15 protein-coding genes are annotated in these 15,286 nt (G+C 48.3%); 2 read left to right on the plus strand and 13 right to left on the minus strand.

What is annotated here, in order from left to right; genetic code table 11:
- From DHU66_RS00740 to DHU66_RS00750, 3 genes are all read right to left on the minus strand, one after another.
- Complete coding sequence (locus DHU66_RS00740; protein ID WP_209451706.1) at positions 1–1,500, minus strand: amino acid adenylation domain-containing protein; 1,500 nt, start codon at positions 1,498–1,500, stop codon at positions 1–3.
- 114 nt (positions 1,501–1,614) lie between these two features.
- Positions 1,615–2,496, minus strand: a complete 882-nt coding sequence (locus DHU66_RS00745) for a deoxyribonuclease IV (RefSeq protein WP_108773995.1) — start codon at positions 2,494–2,496, stop codon at positions 1,615–1,617.
- On the minus strand, positions 2,493–3,860 hold the full coding sequence (locus tag DHU66_RS00750) for a DEAD/DEAH box helicase (protein ID WP_108773996.1): 1,368 nt from the start codon (positions 3,858–3,860) through the stop codon (positions 2,493–2,495). Before DHU66_RS00750 ends, DHU66_RS00745 begins: the two co-directional genes overlap by 4 nt.
- A 53-nt stretch (positions 3,861–3,913) precedes the next feature.
- Here DHU66_RS00750 and ispH point away from each other — a divergent pair, with 53 nt between their 5' ends.
- Positions 3,914–4,816 carry a 4-hydroxy-3-methylbut-2-enyl diphosphate reductase gene (ispH, locus tag DHU66_RS00755; protein WP_108773997.1) on the plus strand — a complete coding sequence of 301 codons (903 nt, stop codon included), beginning with the start codon at positions 3,914–3,916 and terminating at the stop codon, positions 4,814–4,816.
- Here the strand turns inward: ispH and DHU66_RS00760 are convergent.
- Genes DHU66_RS00760 through DHU66_RS00770 form a run of 3 tightly spaced genes read right to left on the minus strand, consistent with a single transcriptional unit; the run spans position 4,791 to position 7,561 of the window.
- A complete protein-coding gene (locus DHU66_RS00760) occupies positions 4,791–5,483 on the minus strand; it encodes a pseudouridine synthase (protein ID WP_108773998.1) in 693 nt (230 codons plus the stop codon). The two genes, ispH and DHU66_RS00760, sit on opposite strands and share 26 nt — an antisense overlap.
- Positions 5,480–7,039 carry an MATE family efflux transporter gene (locus DHU66_RS00765; RefSeq protein ID WP_108773999.1) on the minus strand — a complete coding sequence of 520 codons (1,560 nt, stop codon included), beginning with the start codon at positions 7,037–7,039 and terminating at the stop codon, positions 5,480–5,482. The genes DHU66_RS00760 and DHU66_RS00765 overlap by 4 nt, the downstream gene beginning before the upstream one ends.
- Before the next feature lie 3 nt (positions 7,040–7,042).
- Positions 7,043–7,561 (minus strand): hypothetical protein, encoded by a 519-nt coding sequence (locus tag DHU66_RS00770; protein ID WP_108774000.1) that lies wholly within the window; start codon positions 7,559–7,561, stop codon positions 7,043–7,045.
- Positions 7,562–7,691: 130 nt separating this feature from the next.
- On the opposite strand from DHU66_RS00770, the gene murC reads away from it, so the two are divergent.
- Entirely contained in the window at positions 7,692–9,110 is a 1,419-nt protein-coding gene (murC, locus tag DHU66_RS00775; RefSeq protein ID WP_108774001.1) for a UDP-N-acetylmuramate--L-alanine ligase, read from the plus strand.
- A gap of 66 nt (positions 9,111–9,176) precedes the next feature.
- On the opposite strand, the gene tyrS is transcribed toward murC, so the two are convergent.
- From tyrS to trmB, 7 genes are all read right to left on the minus strand, one after another.
- Entirely contained in the window at positions 9,177–10,424 is a 1,248-nt protein-coding gene (tyrS, locus tag DHU66_RS00780; protein WP_108774002.1) for a tyrosine--tRNA ligase, read from the minus strand.
- A gap of 262 nt (positions 10,425–10,686) precedes the next feature.
- The gene (locus DHU66_RS00785) at positions 10,687–11,679 is read right to left on the minus strand and encodes a LacI family DNA-binding transcriptional regulator (RefSeq protein ID WP_108774003.1); all 993 of its coding nucleotides are present in this window, start codon (positions 11,677–11,679) and stop codon (positions 10,687–10,689) included.
- A complete protein-coding gene (locus DHU66_RS00790; protein ID WP_108774004.1) occupies positions 11,676–12,365 on the minus strand; it encodes an MlaD family protein in 690 nt (229 codons plus the stop codon). Before DHU66_RS00790 ends, DHU66_RS00785 begins: the two co-directional genes overlap by 4 nt.
- Entirely contained in the window at positions 12,358–12,732 is a 375-nt protein-coding gene (locus DHU66_RS00795; RefSeq protein ID WP_108774005.1) for a hypothetical protein, read from the minus strand. The genes DHU66_RS00790 and DHU66_RS00795 overlap by 8 nt, the downstream gene beginning before the upstream one ends.
- A 178-nt stretch (positions 12,733–12,910) precedes the next feature.
- Positions 12,911–13,804, minus strand: a complete 894-nt coding sequence (locus tag DHU66_RS00800; protein WP_108774006.1) for a hypothetical protein — start codon at positions 13,802–13,804, stop codon at positions 12,911–12,913.
- An 82-nt stretch (positions 13,805–13,886) separates the two neighbouring features.
- Complete coding sequence (locus DHU66_RS00805; protein ID WP_108774007.1) at positions 13,887–14,585, minus strand: hypothetical protein; 699 nt, start codon at positions 14,583–14,585, stop codon at positions 13,887–13,889.
- 15 nt (positions 14,586–14,600) lie between these two features.
- Complete coding sequence (gene trmB, locus DHU66_RS00810) at positions 14,601–15,266, minus strand: tRNA (guanosine(46)-N7)-methyltransferase TrmB (RefSeq protein ID WP_108774008.1); 666 nt, start codon at positions 15,264–15,266, stop codon at positions 14,601–14,603.
- Positions 15,267–15,286: the final 20 nt, after the last annotated feature.

The following is a 15,286-nucleotide window of genomic DNA, read 5'->3' on the forward strand; positions in this document are numbered from 1 at the left end:
TCATTGCATATTTTCCAATGCTTTCCGATCAATTTTACCATTTGCGGTAAAAGGAATTTCTGTCAGATGCACCGTACGGTTTGGCATCATATATCGCGGTAACAATGTATTCAACCGGTCCGTCAGCTCAGCAGGTTCAATATCGCCTGTATAAAACAGCTTGATCAGACTGCGCTTGTGATCATAGACACAGCCGCACATTTTTACCTCTTCAATCTTATTGACATCAGCTTCAATCTCGCCTAACTCAATTCGATGTCCCATATGCTTGATCTGATAGTCGCGGCGGGAACCAAACATCAGATTTCCATCTTCAGTCCGCTTTCCCATATCTCCTGTGCGATAAATAATCTCCGGATAGACATGATTCAGAGGATTTTGAACATACACTTCTCTCGTCTTTTCAGGATTGTTATAATAACCAAGCGTCACACAAGTTCCTCGCAGGCAGATTTCCCCTTCTTCACCAGGTTCGGCAAGCGTATTGTCATCTTTTAACAGCAGAACCTCTGTATTTTTAAACGGAACACCAATCGGAATCGAATCTCCATTGAAATTCTTAGGCACATGATAGTAGCAACTCATGCCAGTGCCTTCTGTCGGACCATAAAGATTTGTAAAGTCGGCATCAGGTAATGCGTCCTGCCATCTGCGGAACTGTCTGATCGGGAAAACCTCGCTGCCAAAAGCAATTGTTTTCAGATATTCTGGTTTAATGGACTTGAATGTATTGAACGCAGAGATCATCGTCAGTGCAGAAACAACCCAACAGATTGTATTAATCTTTTTCTCATTGAGGAACTGAACAAGATACTTTGGGGTTGAAAACAATTCCTTCGGAATCAGCCATGTTGTAGCTCCAAACATGATCGTCGGATAGATTTCCTTCAAGCATGCATCAAAATACAGAGGTGTCTGATTTCCAAATATGGTGTCACGGTTAAAATGCAGAGTTTCAGATAACTGATTAACATAATCCAGCACAGATCGATGACAGGCAGTAACACCCTTTGGCACACCGGTCGAGCCGGAAGTAAAGACAATGTATATTGGGTCAACATCCAGCGCATGTGCTTCAATTGCTTTCAACGCTTCTGCATCAACAATCGTGTTCTTCAACTTGGAGAATGAATAACGCTTTCCCTCAAAAGGCAACCGATCAGCAGAATCTTTTGTATCTTCATCGTAAATCATGGCCCGTGGATGACAATTCTGTATGATCAGCTCAATTCTGGAAGCAGGCATTTCTGCATCAATAGGCACATAAAAACAGCCGCTCCTGATCACGCCAAAAAAAGCAGCAATCGTGTCGGCTGATTTTTCCATGTAAATAAGCACCGGCTCACGATAATATCCTTCCTGATGAAGAGCCGTGCCAATACTGTTTACATTCTGATAAAGCTGTGAAAAAGTTAATGAATGATGGACATCTGCAAAAGCCGTTTTTTCCGGTACTTCTTTTACAATTCTGTCAAGATATGTAAGCACATTTGTAATCATGTAATCGATGTTACCGTGTAAGCGCTTTATCGTCAAGAATGATTCTGAATGATTGCGGTTGAAATCATTGACAGTAAGTAACCACTGTCATAAATGTTTTGATAAAATTATCCATTACTTCGCAGAATCTGCGTGCTGGGATGCAATCGGTTTAAACTTTCCGCTTCGCAGCATGGCAATTTCCTGCTTATATGGAGGTTTCTTGTCAATGTAGGGTGTTTCCAGAATCTTGGCTATGTGTTCCGTTCTTTTGTTTTCAGTCACTTTGTGCAAAGCCTCAAATCCGATTTCGCCCATACCGATATTGGCATGGCGGTCTTTTCTTGCACCCTGCACATTCTTGGAATCATTGAGATGAATCACATGCAGTCTTTCAAGACCAATCACATGATCAAAGGTGTCCAGAACATCATCAAAGTAGTTTACATCATAGCCTGCATCCCATATGTGGCAGGTATCCAAACAGATACCGAAATGTTCAGGATGGCGCAGTTTTGACAGGATTTCTGCCAGCTGTTCAAACCGGAATCCAACTTCACTGCCCTTGCCTGCCATTGTTTCAAGACAGACAATCACATCGTACGGATCATATTCAATCGCATTGAGCTGCCGGACAATTGTTGCAATGCCTGTTTCCAGATCCGTAGTTGTATAAGACCCTGGATGCAGAACAAGATACTTTGCCCCGATTGCCGCGGTGCGTTCCAGTTCCAGCTGCAGAAACTGCCTGGCAAGTTCTGCCACTTCCGGCTTGACACTGTTGGCTGGATTGATGATATACGGCGCATGAATGATCAGCCTCTCCATAGGCAGATGATGTTCTTTCATCAGTTCCTGTGCCTGGGCAATATGAAGCGTATCAATATCTTTGCGTACCGTATTCTGCGGCGCACCGGTATAGACCATCATGGCATCACAGCCGTAACTCAGTCCTTCTTTGACACTGCCTTCCAGATACAGCGGTGCCTTCATCTGCACATGGCATCCAAGAATCATGCTTTCTCCTTGTTTTTGGCAATCTGCCGTTCTTTATACATTGCCTTCTTTTCCTCACGGATCTTTGCCCGGATCAGATCTCTCTTCTGGTGGCGGTGAATCATCTCAATCTTCTTTGCCCGCTTCTTCTTATAGCCAGGTTTAACCTTCTGGCTCTTGCGGGTATAGATCATGGCAATCTTCTTTTCAAGCTCATCATCTGGCTTCATGCGGCGCTGTCCATATGGATGCAGCTGCTGCCAGCTGTCCTTATGCCAGCGCATATGATCAAAGTGAATGCCCATCTTCATCAAAGACCGGATTGCGGCATCATCACTTTCATGATACAGCGTATAGCATGTACCGCTGCTACCGGCTCTGCCGGTTCTGCCGGCCCGGTGCACATAGTATTCCAGATCCTGCGGCAGACCACAGGAAATGACATGGCTGACCATGTCGATATCAATGCCTCTGGCCGCAAGATCCGTGCAAACAACATACTTGTGCATGCCAAGTTCCAGACTCTTCATGGCCTGTTTGCGCTTGCGGCTGGTCATATCGCCATGCAGTTCACCAACATCTACACCCGCATTCCGCAGACTCTCCGCAATCTGGGCTGCTTCCTGCCTTGTGTTGCAGAAAATCAGACATACATAAGGCTGAAAGCCCGGCAGAATGCTCAGAATCGTTTCCGCATAGGTATGATGATAGCATGGCACCAGGACGTGTTTGACGTTCGGGTTGTAGCGCACATGATCACCGATCTCGATCGTCAGCGGATGATGCATATATTTACGGATAAACGGTTTGAGCTGATCCGGCATCGTTGCCGAAAATGCCAGCATCTGCAGATGTTCTCCCATCCTGCCGGCAAAGGCATCCACATCATCCAGGAAACCATACTCCAGTGTCATATCAGCTTCATCCACAATCAGAATGCCCGCCTGGTCCAGACGCAGACTGCCGCCATTGAGAAACAGATCACGTATACGGCCCGGTGTTCCAATCACGATATGCGGCTGTTCTTTTGCCAGCATGGCTTCATCCTTGGAGCGTTCACGGCCGCCGATCAGCAGCTTGATGCGCAGAGACGGATCAACTTCACTCATGACCTTTGCCTTCTCAAAAATCTGTGCCGCAAGTTCACGGGTTGGCGCAGTGATCACTGCCTGGGGATGGTCAATCGATGGATCGACCATTTCCATCAGCGGAATCAGATAGGCGTGTGTCTTGCCGGTGCCGGTCTTGGACAGACCGATGACATCCTTTCCCCGCAGCATATTGCCTATGACTTCCGCCTGGATCGGCGTTGGCTCTGTAAAGCCATTGCGCCGGATAAATGCTTTTGTTTTTTCCTTCAGGTTATATTCCTCAAATTTTTTCATATTCTCACCTATAATTGCATATGGAATTATAACGAAAAAGGTAGGAATGTCGAATGGAAATCATCAGTGTTGTCCCGCGCGGATACTGCCAGGGGGTTGTCAGGGCGATCATGCTGGCAAAAGAAACCGTCAAAAAGTATCCTGACAAGAAAGTAACGATGCTTGGCATGATCGTGCATAATCAGTTTGTTGTGGATGCATGCCGGAAAGCAGGAATTCATTTTATTGAGGATCCGCTGAAAACAAGAGAGCAGCTGCTGGATGAAATTGATGATGGTGTGGTGATCTTCACTGCCCACGGCATCAGTGATGCCGTGCGTGAAAAAGCAGAAAGAAAAGGTCTGATCTGCGTGGATGCGACCTGTCCGGATGTGCGGAAGACGCATACTCTTGTCAAGGAACATGTCCAGGACGGTGATGTGATTTACATTGGCAAAAAGCATCATCCGGAGGCGGAAGGAACCGTATCGCTTTCCCCGCGCATTCATCTTGTCACGTGCATGGATGATGTGGCTGCCCTGCCAGAGCTGCACAATGTGCTGATCACAAACCAGACGACTCTTTCTCTGCTGGATGCACAGCAGATCATTGCCGCATGCAAAAAGCGCTTCCCGGATGCTGTTGTGGCCGAGGAAATCTGCAATGCGACCAGAATCCGCCAGGAAGCGGTCATGGCATTGAAAGATGTAGATCTGCTCATTGTGGTTGGAGATCCCCGTTCCAACAATTCCCGTATGCTGGCAGAAACAGGAAAGAAAGCTGGCATTCCGGATGCATTGCTGCTTTCCAGTGCCAGCCAGCTCAAAGAAGACATGATTCATCATAAAAAGCGCATTGCGGTAACAAGCGGTTCATCCACCCCCAATGCGCTGACCAAACAGGTCATTGACTGCCTGCAGACATATGCCAATACCGGCATTCTGCCCCATGTTAGTCCTGATCCTGAAGTCCTCTGATCTCTTCTTTGGTTAAAGGACGATATTCTCCTTCTTTCAGATCCGGATCCAGAACGAGATTCTTCATTCTCACTCTCTGCAGATACAGCACTTCATTATCCAGGGCAAGAAAGATCCGCTTCACTTCATGAAACTTTCCTTCCTGGAGAATGATATGTCCGCTTGTTTCATCAAGCGGATGATAGACGGCGGGCAGAAAGAGGTCCTCTCCTTCTTTGATCCCCGCCTTCATTTTCTCAATATCCTGTTCACTGACAGGATTTTTTACTTTGACATAGTACTCTTTTTCGACATGATGCTTTGGTGACAGCAATTGATGTCCTAACGGCCCGTCATTAGTCAAAAGCAGCAGACCGGCTGTATCTTTATCAAGCCGGCCAACCGGATAAACGCCATGTACCTGCTGATCAATCAGGTCCATGACAACCGGTTCCCTGCCTTCGGTTGCCGTAATATAGCCTGCTGGTTTATTCAGCATCCAGTACACATATTTCTGGTATACAACCGGCCTGCCATCCAGCACAATCTCACTGTCTTCCGCAATCTTTGTATCTGGATTGCGGATGATGACGCCATTGACCTGTACCAGACCCGCCTTGATCATCTGCTTTACCTGCGTGCGGGTGCCTTCTCCCATTGAGGCAAGTGCTTTATCCAGCCGGATCATTGCCGCTTCCTTCTTTTCGGGAACAGCCGCAGCACATCCCCTGTCATATAATAGGCTGCTGCACCGGCAGCCATCATCAGGATGAACTGCTTGAGAATACCGCTGTCTGCTGCACCGGCATCAATACCGGCTAATGACAGCAGATACATGGCACCATGCATGGAAAGACATCCGGCCAGTGCTTTCAGCAGGACAATGCCGGTTCTGCCATATTCTACCAGTGCCCTTGTACGGATTCTTGCCAGCGAGAGAAATACCAAGGCCGCAAAATAGAGAATTGAAGAAAGCAGGATTCCCTTCATGCCCCATTTCTTTACCAACGGGAACAGGAGCGCTGCTTTGATCACAAAGGCGATCAGCTGATAGGTGCCAAGCTGCTTGTGCAGCTGCAGTGCAGACAGCAGATACATGCACAGAATACCCATGCCAAACAGAATTGCTAACGGTCCGGTCCATCTGAATACAGACGCTGTATAGGCAGAATAGATCGATGGGAATAATGCTTTAACAATGGCATCGCTGTGCAGGAATGCAAATGTTCCCAGGGGCATTGCTACGATCAGGAAGGATGCAAAGGCACGGTTGACATGCTGTTCAATCCGGTCTCCATCTCCATTGGCAAACGCTTCTTCAATCTGAGGAAGGCGCGTGAAGCAGTCAACGCAGGATAGCAGCAGCGGCAATGCACACAGTGCGTATCCCTGTACAAAGATGATGCCCTGTGCAGATTTGATGTCTGCGGCAGCAATACCATAATGGATGCCTGCATATCCAGATACAAACAGATCAAACAAGATCCACAGACTGCTGAGAACAGCCTGTATAAGATATGGCCGGCTGGCATGCAGGATCTGTTTCTGAATTCTGCTTTCGTCCACTGCATTTGTGCGCATGCCAAGGCCATGTGACTGATGGATGTAGTAGGCAAGTACGGCTGCAGAGGCTAATACGCCGGCAAGCGTGCACATCATGATGGCAGAGGATGATGCTTTCTGCAGCTTTCTGACACACAGCCATGCAAGCAGAATGGTCAGCACCAGACGCAGTCCCTGCTCCGCCAGGACGCCGCGCATATAGTCATGATGCCGTCTCATGCCCTGATCTACACTGCGGAATCCTGCCAGCATGCCTTCACTGACGGCAAACAATGCAAAGCAACGCAATACTGCTGTCATGGCTGCAATATCACTGGTATCTGCGCTTCTGCCAAGAATCCAGGCAGAAAGCGGTGCAGCCAGGATCATTAGTAGAGAAGCCAGGATGGCGCCGATGACAAAGCCGGCAATGGCAGTATCATGAAAAACTGCCATGACATTCTTGTATTTCTTACGGCGGCTGTAATGGGAAATGATAACAGCGATGCCAAAAGGCACCCCTGCACAGGCTGCCTCAAAGACAATCTGATACAGCACCATCACTGGTGCAAGCAGGGCACTGTCTGCCCCTGCCAGCATCGTCAGCGGGATGATGACGATCATTTCTATCAAACGTTCCACCAGGCGGCACACGGCGCCGCCGGCAGAAAAACCCGGTATTTGTTCCTTTCGTTCACTCATTGTTTATGACTCCACATACTGCATTCCACTCTGATTCAGCGTGATCTGATGATATTCCCGCTGAATATTCTCTCCGTTTTTATCCTGCCATTCGACAAGCATTTTCAGTGACACTTCATCCGTATCACTGCTGCCGCTGATGACCATTCCCTTGACAAAACCATCATCTGAATTGACCTGGTTGGGAATCAGAGAATATGGTCCGTCAAAAATACCGATGCTCGGCATCATAGTGGTGGCATCCTGCAGCTGAGTATCGTTGGCCACTGCAATCATGACCACATTGTACATGGCGATTTTTGGTTCATCGAGCACAATGTAGTAGCTGTAGGTACCTTCACTGACTTCTTCCATCTCTGCACTGAGCGTATAGAAGCGTGATTCTGCCGTAAAATGGATCTGATCCATGACGGCCTGGTAATAGGTCTGGTAGTTTTTCAGCTTTGTTGAGGGCGTGCTGCTGCCGCATCCTGCAAGCAGAATCACAGCGGCGAGCACCCGGTTTAAGTTGCTTTTTCTCATAGCGTACCTGTCAGCTTCTTCATTATACCAATTATGATGGCTTCTGCATCAGTGGAAGCCGGATGTTGGTTCTCTGCATTTTGGGATCAATTCCGCTATAATAGCACCGTACAAAGAAAGAAGGACCCATATGTATCAGATCGATTTCAAGCATCCTGCAGCAAAACTTTACTTCTGCGGCGTCGGCGGTTCGTCCATGAGCGGTCTTGCTGGCATGATGAAACAAATAGGCTTTGATGTCTGGGGCAGCGACATTGCCAAGTCCCCTGCCCTGATTCAGGCAGAAAAAGACGGTGTTCATGTCATCATCGGCCAGAAAGCTGAGAATATTACAAAAGATATTGACTGTGCCATCTTTACAGCAGCCATTGCGAAAACAAATCCGGAATATCAGGCTGTGCTGAACCTTGGCATTCCGCATCTGACCAGAGCCGAGCTGCTTGGCCAGATTATGGCACAGTTCCCGATGTCTATCGGCATTGCCGGCACCCATGGCAAGACAACCACAACTTCCTTCATTTCAGAGATTCTGCTGCGTGACGGCAAGGATCCTTCCATGCAGATCGGCGGTGTGCTCAACAGTGTGCATACTTCTTACCGGCTTGGCAAATCAGATGAATTTGTTGCGGAGGCATGTGAATATACCAACAGTTTTCTGTCTTTGAAGCCGCGGATTGGCATCATTACCAATATCGAGGCTGATCATCTTGATTTCTTCAAGGATCTGGCAGATGTACGCCACAGCTTCCGTCTGTTTGCCGAAAACATTCCGGCAGATGGCTGGCTGATCATCAATACTGAAATTCCAGACCTTGATGAGATCACAAATGGTCTTAAATGCAAAGTCATCTACTTTGGCGATAATCATGAAAAGGCTGACTATTATGCCACGGATATCAAGTACAATGAACTTGCTGAAGCAAGCTATACACTTGTGCGCCGGCATGGCCAGAGCCAGAAAATTGTGCTGGAAGTGCCGGGCAAGCAGTTTATCTGGGATTCTCTGGCAGCAGCGGCTGCCTGTGATCTGTGCGGTGTCAGGCCGGAAAGCATTACGGACGCCCTGCGTGCGTATAAGGGTGCCGGCAGACGTTTCCAGTTCAAGGGCAAGATCAATGGCTGCCAGATTGTAGACGACTATGCCCATCATCCGACTGAAGTTGCTGTCACGCTGGATGCAGCATCCAAGATTCCTCACCGCAGACTGATTGCCTGCTATCAGCCGCATACGTATTCCCGTACCAAGGCATTGATGGATGACATCGCCAAGGCACTGCATGAGGCGGATCTTGTTGTACTGACTGAGATCTTCCCGGCAAGGGAAACAGATAACCTTGGCATTTCTTCACAGGATCTTGCAAAGAAGGTTGAGGCACTTGGCACACCGTGCCATGTCTTCCATACGTTTGAGGAAATTGAAGACTGGGCAAGAAAGAACTGTGGTGAAAATGATCTGTTTGTCACCATGGGCGGTGGTGATGTTTACAAGATTGCGGACAATCTCACGAATTTCCATTATGAATATCCGCAGGATGAGAAAAAAGCCTGAGTTATTACCAATCTGTGTATATTAAAAGCCATACCTGCCGTGAAGCGGATATGGCTTTTTTGTTGTTCAGAATTCCAGAACGAAGTAGTTCTTCTTGCCTTTGCGGATGATGGAGAAGGAACCATCATATGCACAGTCACGGCACATTGCATAGGCTGTGTCAGTGATCTTGTCGCCATTAACCTGAATGGAGCCCTGCTGAATCAGGGTTCTGGCATCGCGCTTGGACTTGGAAATGCCGCTGGAGACAAGGGCATCCACCAGCAGCTGTCCGTCTTCGATATGGGCTTTTGGTGCATCTGCGAGTCCTTCCCGCAGTTCTGATGCCGACAGGTCCTTGATTGAGCCATGGAAGAATGTCTCCGTGATTTTTTCTGCCTTGGCAAGTCCTTCTTTGCCATGCACAATCTCGGTCAGCTCCTGGGCCAGTGCTTTCTGGCAGGCACGCTTTTCCGGCTCGCTCTTGAGACTCTCTGCAAGAGCTTCAATCTCTTCTGGTGTGCGCATGGACAGACGCTTGAGGTAATCCACAATATCTGCATCCGGTGTATTCAGCCAGAACTGGTAGAATTCATAGGCATTTGTCTTGGCAGGATCCAGCCAGATATTCTTTCCTTCTGACTTGCCGAACTTTGTGCCATCGCTCTTGGTAATCAATGGTGAGGTGATGCCAAATACCTTTTCATCATCACCGAGCACCTTGCGGATCAGTTCAATGCCGCTGGTCAGATTGCCCCACTGGTCAGAACCGCCGATCTGCACATCGCAATGATACAGCTTGTGCAGGTTCAGAAAGTCAATTGCCTGCAGGATCGTGTATGTGAATTCGGTGTAGGACAGGCCGCTGTCGAGTCTCTTTTTAATGGTATCCTTCTGCAGCATGTAGGCAACATTGAACAGCTTGCCATAGTCACGCAGGAAGTCGAGCAGGCTGAGACTGCCAAGCCAGTGGTTATTGTTTTCCATGATGGCCGCATTGTCACCTTCAAAGTCCAGAAATTTTGCCAGCTGGGTGCGGATGCATTCCGCATTGTGCAGCACTTCTTCGTGGCTCAGAAGTTTTCTTTCTGTTGTAGGTCTTGGATCACCGATCATGCCGGTAAATCCGCCGCAGAGGGCAATCGGTGTATGGCCTGCTTTCTGCCATCTGCGCAGCAGCAGGATCTGCTGCAGATGTCCGACATGCAGAGAGTCTGCAGTTGGATCAAAGCCGCAGTAAATTGTGGCCGGGCTTTCCAGACGTTTGACAAGTCCTTCCATGTCTGTGCAGTCTTTGACAAGACCACGCCATTTCAGTTCTTCAATAAAGTTCATATATTCTCCTCTTCTCTTGATGCAAATAAAAAAGGCATCCTCATATCTAAGGACGCCTTCTGCGCGGTACCACCTTAGTTCACTTGCGTGCACTCTAGCCGCTAACGCCGGCATACGTCCGCATAAGCGGAGTGCTCCCGGGATGTAATTCACATCTGTTTCTGCATTCCTTGCACCATCCGGAATGTCTCTGATATCAGTCTGACAGATGCCAGTAAGCCCGATCCATGCATGCCTACTGTAACACAGCAGGTTTTTGAATTCAATCCTTGGTTGTCTGACGCGGCGTAAACAGATAGCTCAGTTCCATTGCCTTATCCGATTCATCTCCGCTCTGCAGCATCTTGGTCATGACCCGCATGGAGACTGCACCAAGATCGTAGCTTGGAATCGAGAAGGATGAAATGGCCGGCCGCATCATGGCATTGTACTTGGTATCAATGACACAGACAATTTCCATGTCATCCGGTACAGAAATACCATTCTCACGGGCAGCGTTCAGTGCTGCCATTGCCTGGGAATCACGGTTGCCAATGACCAGATCATATTTATGATCCTTGAACCAGTCGGACAGGAAGGCATAGCTTGTACGGCTTTCCGGCGGAATCTTCAGGAAGTTGTCAAACTTTCTGCCCTTTGCTTCAAAGGCACGCTGGGCACCCTTGACCATCTGTGCACATGTATACGGATTCTTGCGGTCCTCAATGATGGCAATATCTTCCTTGCCCTCTTCCAGATACTTGGCAGTAAGTTCATAGATAGCTTTCTCAATGTCAACATAGACCGAAGCAACATTTTCACCTTTGACCTTATTGCCGATGATGACAATCGGAATATTGTACTTGGACAGCTCTTCCATCTCATCCATCTGCAGCTTGGCATTATAGACAATTACGCCATCCACACGGGACTTGATGATATCCTCAATGACGTCATTGATATCGGTAATGCCTGCTGTAATTGTATGCAGCATGATGTTGTAATTATAGATTTTGGCAACATCCAGAAGGCCGTTGATAATCTGGCCGGTATACGTGAAGGATGCCTCCGGAATGACAAGACCGATGACGGTTGTCTTCTGCAGAGCCAGCCCCTGGGCAATGGCATTCGGCTTATAGCCGAGTTTGTCAATAGCTGCCTGGACACGCTCTTTGGTAGGTTCCTTGACAACGTTGGAACCATTGATCACACGGGAAACCGTCGCAAGGGAAACGCCTGCTTCCTTGGCTACATCATAGATTGTGACCCGCTTCATCTGTCGTCGCCTCCATCCTTATGATCAAACAGTCCGCGGAGTGCTTCGGCACCTTTCTGTGCAGCATCAGCACTCTTGCGGCCGAACTCCTGTACCTGCGGATTGTTCCTGAAATCTTCTACTGCTTTGGATACATGTTCTTTGGTCTCATTCAGCGCAGCTCCGACCTTGTCTCCGGCATCTTTCAGCTGTGCCTTCTGATCATCACTCAGCCTGTTATCCAGATAGTTCTTTGTATTGCCTGCTGCCTGTTTCATTGCATCAGATGCCTTGGACAGTGCATCAGCAGCAGCTTCTTTTGCCCCCTCGACATTCTGGCGGACCTTAGGATCATTCTTCAATGCGTCCATTTTGTCCTGGGCAGCATCAACAACCTTCCGTGCATTTTCACGGATATAGGCAAGTGTCTTCTTCAGATCTTCCTGCGAATTCTTTTCCGCAGCCGCATTCTTCGCTTCCTCAATGCTCTTATTGACCGATTTCACTGCATTATCCCGAATCTCGGCAATCTTCTTCTTTGCCTCGGCAAACTGCGGAATGCTGGCTTCAGGTTCCTCGTTTTCCTCATTTTCTTCGGAAGAAATCTCCATAATCTTCTTTTTCAGATCTTCGACGGTCTTTTCAATGTCTTCAATCGGCTCACGGCTCTCATCCCGCTTCGTGCCATTATCCTTTTCTTCACTCATCGCTCTTCACCTGTTCTGTGCCTTCCTGTTCATTCTCTTCCTTTTTTCTGGCAGCAAAATCCTTTAAATTATTGAGGCTGTCAGTTGTAAAATCTGTCATTTTTCCAAAGGCCTGTTCAGCTTTATCCTGTACTTTATCTACGGAATGAGAAAGCTTGACGGCAGTATCCAGAGGTGCCTGGATCTTTTCCATGCTGAGGTCCGCTTTATCAAGCGTAGATGAAAGCTGTTTTAACCTCTCATTTCCGGTATCCACCATCTGCCACAGTTTCTTGATGAAAATGCAGAGAAAGACAAGTGCCACCGCACCAAGGATCGGCAGCAGCTGTGTGCAGACATTCTGCAGGTCCGTTAACAATGCGTCCATATACAATTCCTCTCTTCTTCGTTTGATTATAAAACATAATGAAAAGTTTTACAATGTGGATGATAGCGCTTTACTCCTGTCAAAACAAGGGATTTTATCAAAGTCAGGACAAACAGCAGCGTAAAAAAACCTGCAGAAACGATCTGCAGGTCAATTGACATAAATCTTCCGGAATTGCTTACTTGGTCAGCGGCTTCTTCAGGATCATGGTCTGATCCGGTTCTTCTTCCGGTTTTGCAGGCTTTGCGTCCGGAACCGGATCATCCGGGAAGTTCAGATCCGGGAACAGCGGTGCTGTATCAGACAGTGAATCATCATGATCATCGTACTGTTCATCACGTACCTTGAGAATATCATCCAGTGAGAAATCAGGGATCTCCTCATCGGCTGTCGGATTGGCCGTTGCCACAGGCTCTTCTTTGCGGGCAGGTGCAGCCTTTGCATGTGTTTCAGCTTTCTTGGCAGCAAGCGGCTCTGTAGAGCCATAAATCGGTGAAATCACCGGTGTGATATTGCCATCGTCCTCATCGTTTTCAGCCATAGCCTCTGCTGCTTTCTTCGCTGTATTTTTCAGTGCCGTCATATCCTTCTCATCCACACCAAAGATCGGCGAGATGACCGGCTGGAACTGATAGGCAGGCTTAGAAGGCTTCTTCGGCTTCTGTGTCTTGGGAACAGCCGGCTTGACCGTTCTCTGACGGACAGGCTGATGGTAATCTGTATCATCTGCCGTTATGCCAAGCCCGGAAGGCTTCTTCTCCTCGCGCGGCGGCATCTGCGGAAATACCGGCTGTGCAGGCTTGCTGTTCTGTACCGGGATATCCTGTGTCACATCAATCCGGCTGACCCGCGGTGCTGTATGAACAGGCTGTTCCACAGCGGGCTGTACGGAGGGCGCTTCCCTTCTTTCCTGAACCGGCTTTCCAGAATCAACTCTTCTGGGCTGCGCTGCCACCGGTTTCACTGCGGAAGGTTTGACAGGCGCCGCACTGACCGTTTCTTCCTCATCCTCATCATCGAGATAATCGTCATCATCATCTTCGAATAAGAGATTCTGCAGTTTCTTAAGCATAACTTCATCCTTTCTTACATACGTTACTATTCTATGCTATTTTTTGAATCTTGTTAAGATTCCTTGCATATTTACGTTGTTCTCACTCCGATGGAGCGACACTTGCCTGGGCATCCGCATTGGTCTGCCCGCCCTTTTTCAACAGATCGGCAACCGTGCCATTCACTGGTGCAAGGTTTTCAAACAGAGCTGTCTTTTCGGCGCGGTATACCGTATCACTGCGGTTGGCAAAGGCATCAATCACATGGCTTTCTTTGATACTGACACTGCGTCCGATCCGCAGCATGGCATTGCTCACATTGATGGCTGCAGACAGATCACTGATGGCAGTAAAGATCATATGTCCGACTGTCACCCGGGTCAGATACATGGAATCCACCTGATAAATGCGGATGGCATACGTGTATTCTCCTGATGCAGCATTGGCACAGATACCATCATCCTTCAGCACAGGTGTCAAAGATGCCAGCGGGTCTGCATCCGTCTGGTCATCCTGCTGATAATAGAGATCCTGCAGAATGCCGGATGTGTCCAGATTCATGATGAATCTGGTTCCTTCATAGTCAAACAGCACTGACAGATCATCTGCCTGCAAGCTTCCGACACTGCGCGGCAGCTGATAGCTGTAATAGTATTTGATACAGGTATCCGTGGATGTCAGCGGCACAGCCAGAGCATCCGCAATCCGTTCATTCAGAAGATTCTGATATGACTGCTCTTTGCTGCAGCCGCTCATAAGCACTGTGCACAGGCATAAGATACAGCCAATTTGCTTCTTCATGAACTGCCTCCGTCACTATTTTAGCATATCGCCTGCCGGCTTGCATGGCCGTGCTGTCAGTTGATAAATCGGCTGCCCGAGATCCATGAACTTCTGCTCATATTCGGTAATGGCATCCTCCGGATGAGGATTGCGGCGGAAATCCACGGAGAAATCCATGAATACATAGCCTGCATTGACAAAGCAGATCACGCTGTCTTCAAACAGATCCTTGTTATCGGTCTTCATGGCAATATATCCGTCTTTTGCAAGCAGTTTGCGATAGCTATCCAGAAAGGCAGGTGCGGACAGACGGCGCTTATGCGTGCGCTTGCGGGGCCAGGGATCCGAAAAGTTCAGATGGATGACATCGATTTCTCCGGGTGCAAACCACTTTTCAAGATCTTCGGCTTCCCCGACGATCATGCAGCGGTTGCCCGGCTGCTGCTCATCTTCCAGCTGTTTGCGCACAGCCACGGCAGCCGCATTGCGGTCCTTTTCAATGCCAACCCAGGCATCAGCCGGATTGGCATTGCTCATAGCAAGCAGATATCCGCCTTTGCCTGAGCCGATCTCGACATGCAGTTTCTGTCCATGCAGCACTTCTCTCCATTTTCCTTTGTTTTCTTCCGGATTGTCCAGGGCGTAGTCAGTATGGGCCTGCAGGTATGGCTCAGCCCACTTTTTCTTTCTCATTCTCATTGTGTCTGTTTCCTCGTCTT

The sequence above is a fragment of the Lactimicrobium massiliense genome, from assembly GCF_900343155.1.
In the GTDB taxonomy this organism is placed as follows: domain Bacteria; phylum Bacillota_I; class Bacilli_A; order Erysipelotrichales; family Erysipelotrichaceae; genus Bulleidia; species Bulleidia massiliensis.